3 protein-coding genes are annotated in these 2,745 nt (G+C 75.7%); all 3 read left to right on the plus strand.

Going from position 1 to position 2,745, the window contains the following annotated elements:
- Positions 1 to 221: 221 nt before the first annotated feature.
- Positions 222 to 986 carry an SbtR family transcriptional regulator gene (locus ABD844_RS34150; protein WP_344887154.1) on the plus strand — a complete coding sequence of 255 codons (765 nt, stop codon included), beginning with the start codon at positions 222 to 224 and terminating at the stop codon, positions 984 to 986.
- 90 nt (positions 987 to 1,076) lie between these two features.
- Positions 1,077 to 1,703, plus strand: coding sequence for a heme ABC exporter ATP-binding protein CcmA (gene ccmA, locus ABD844_RS34155; protein WP_344887156.1), 627 nt, complete (start codon positions 1,077 to 1,079; stop codon positions 1,701 to 1,703).
- Positions 1,697 to 2,745, plus strand: a 1,049-nt coding sequence (locus ABD844_RS34160) for a DUF6297 family protein (RefSeq protein WP_344887158.1), incomplete at its 3' end; no start/stop codon positions are given. The genes ccmA and ABD844_RS34160, both read left to right, overlap by 7 nt.

Raw genomic sequence — 2,745 nt, forward strand, 5'->3', positions numbered from 1 at the left:
GCACCAGAGCGCGCACCGGCCGGCCTCCAGCCAGCAGTCGCCGGACGGTGGCGCCGCCCTGCTTGCCGGTGCCGCCGGTGACGAGGATGGGGGAGCCGGGGCCGGCCGGGGTCACGGTGGTCATGGTGTCCTTTCCATGGACGGTGGAGCGGGGAAGGCGGATACTCTGGCAATCCGGAATGCTCCACCCCCCTCCACGCCACAGACAAGGATTACGTGACATGACAGCGGCACCGGTGCCGGGCACGGCGCTCGCCGGGCGGGCCGACGCCCGCCGCAACCGGGAGAACGTGCTGCGCACCGCGATGCGGGCGTTCGCCGAGGAGGGGTACGGGGTGTCGCTCGGCCGGATCGCGCAGCGGGCCGGGGTCGGCGCGGGCACCGTCTACCGGCACTTCCCGAGCAAGGAGGTCCTGGTCGAGGCGGTGCTCGCCGAGCAGGTCGCGGGGTTCGTGGCCGCCGCCGACCGGTGGAGCGCCCGCGCCACGCCAGGTGACGCGCTGTTCGGGTTCCTGGTCGAGATGATCGAGGAGTCGGCCGGTCTCGAGCATCTCTGCGACGCGCTCACCGCCGACAAGAGCTGGCCGCGCGCCCTGCTGTCCGCCGCCTCGCAGCGCTTCCACGAGGCGCTCGACCGCCTGCTGCGCAACGCGAAGCAGGCCGGCGCGATCCGCGCCGACGTGCGGGTGGACGATCTGACCGCGCTGAGCGTCGGCGCCGCCGCGCTGCGCTCGGCCCACCGGGACCGGGAACGCGGGACGCGGCTCGTACGGCTGCTGCTGGACGGACTGCGCCCGCCCGCCGTCACGAAACCCGAGACGTTTCGCGACACCTCCGCCCTCCAGCGTCACGAAACCGCCGCGCACACCGTGCGGCACTGCCTCGAATGCGGCGCCCGGCTGCGCGTCCGGGCCACCGGGCGGCCGGCCAGCTACTGCGGTCCGACCTGCCGCCAGCGCGCCCGCCGCCGCCGCGTCGCCGGATGACCGCCACGGAACGGGCCGATCCTTAACGAACCCGCAGAGACCAGCTCAACCGCGCGTGGCACGCCGACGGCGGACATAAACTCCCCAAGCATGAAGGCAGAGATCGTCGCCGCCCGTGACGTCCGGGTGGAGCTGGGCGGCCACCGCGTGCTCGACGGGGTGGCGCTGACCGCCTCACCCGGCCAGATCGTGGCGATCGCCGGGGAGAACGGAGCGGGCAAATCGACCCTGCTGCGTTGCCTGGCCGGGCTGCAGACCCCGTCCTCCGGCCAGGTCCACGTGCTGGACGGCCCGCCGGTCGACGCGGCGGGCTTCTGGCGCGAGGTGGCCCTGGTGGGCGACGAACCGGCCTGGTACCCGGGGCTGAGCGTCCTTGAGCACCTGGAGATGGCCCTGTCGGTGCACGACGGCGGACGGCTGAGCGCACAGGCGGCGCTGTCGGCCTTCGCGCTCGACGGACGCGCCGACCAGCACCCGCTGACCCTGTCCACCGGGCAGCGGCAGCGGCTGTCGCTGGCCATGGCGCTCATCAGGCCGAGCCGCCTGCTGCTGCTCGACGAGCCGGAGCGCGGCCTGGACGCCGATTTCCGCGCGCGCCTGGGCGACCTCCTGCGCGCGTACGCGGCCGACGGCGGAACCGTCGTCATGGCCACCCACGACCGCGACCTCGCCACGGCGTGCGGGGCCCGGCTGGTCACCCTGGAGGCGGCGTGCTGAGGCGCTGGCAGGACCGGTACGTGACGCTGTTCGGCGCGCTGCTGGTGCTCGCGATCGGCGGTCAGCCGATCGCGTCCGCGCTGGGCGGGCTCGCCCGCGAGGCCGACCCCGCCCGGCTCGGCTCCGGCCTGGCGCTGGTGGCCGTGGCGTACGCGGGCTATCTGGCGCTGGTCAGGACCGTCGGCCCGGTGGTGCTGCCGGCCGCCGACGCGTCCTGGCGGCTGCTGTCCCCGCTGCCCCGCCGGGCCGTGCTGGGCAGGACGGCGCTGGTGCTGCTCGCGGTCTCGGTCGTGGGCGGACTGCTGCTGGGCGTGGCGCTGGTGTCGGTGCTCGGCGCTCCCGACCAGACCTCACTGCGGCTGACCGCCGCGCTGGTCCTGGGTCTCGGCGCGGGGCTGGGCGGCATGGCGCTGGGCGTCCTGGGCCAGGCTCACCCCGCCTGGGACGGGTGGTTCCAGTCGTTGATCGCGATCACCGTGGTGGCGGCCGTCCTGCTGGCCGTGCTCGGTGCCGGACCTGGCCGCTCCGCGCTGACGGCGCTGGCGGGCGGCCCGGCCGGGCTGGCCGCCGCCGCTGCCGGGTGCGCCGCGACGGTGACCGCGTTCCTGGTACGGCGGGCCTGGGCGGCCTTCGACCGCGTACCCGCCCGCGAGATCATGGCCGCCTCCCTCAAGACCGGCAGGGTGGCGCAGGCCACCGCCATGCTCGATCCCGGTGCGCTGACGTGGGCGGCGGAGGACAACCACTGGAGGGGCCGTACGCTGCGCTCGCGGCGCTGGCCGGTGACCGGTGCGTGGACGCTGGCCTGGCAGGAGGTCCGGCGCGCCGGTCGGCGTCCGGCCCGGTTCGCGGTGCTGGCCGTCGCCTGCGCGCTGCCCGCCCTCGCTGTGGCGGCCGGGCTGCCCCAGGTGGCCACCGTACTGGCGCTGGGGGGCGCGCTCTCGGCGGCCTCGTCGGTCACGTCCGGTACGCGTCGCGACGGCGACAACCCCGCGCTCCTGCGACTGCTGGCCGTGGGACGGCCCGCCGCGCTGGCCGCGCG

The sequence above is a fragment of the Nonomuraea antimicrobica genome, assembly GCF_039536965.1.
Classification (GTDB): Bacteria; Actinomycetota; Actinomycetes; order Streptosporangiales; family Streptosporangiaceae; genus Nonomuraea; species Nonomuraea antimicrobica.

Coding starts and splice junctions, on each gene's coding strand:
- ABD844_RS34150 (WP_344887154.1), top strand. CDS start 222: ATGACAGCGGCACCGGTGCCGGGCACGGCGCTCGCCGGGCGGGCCGAC.
- ccmA (WP_344887156.1), top strand. CDS start 1,077: ATGAAGGCAGAGATCGTCGCCGCCCGTGACGTCCGGGTGGAGCTGGGC.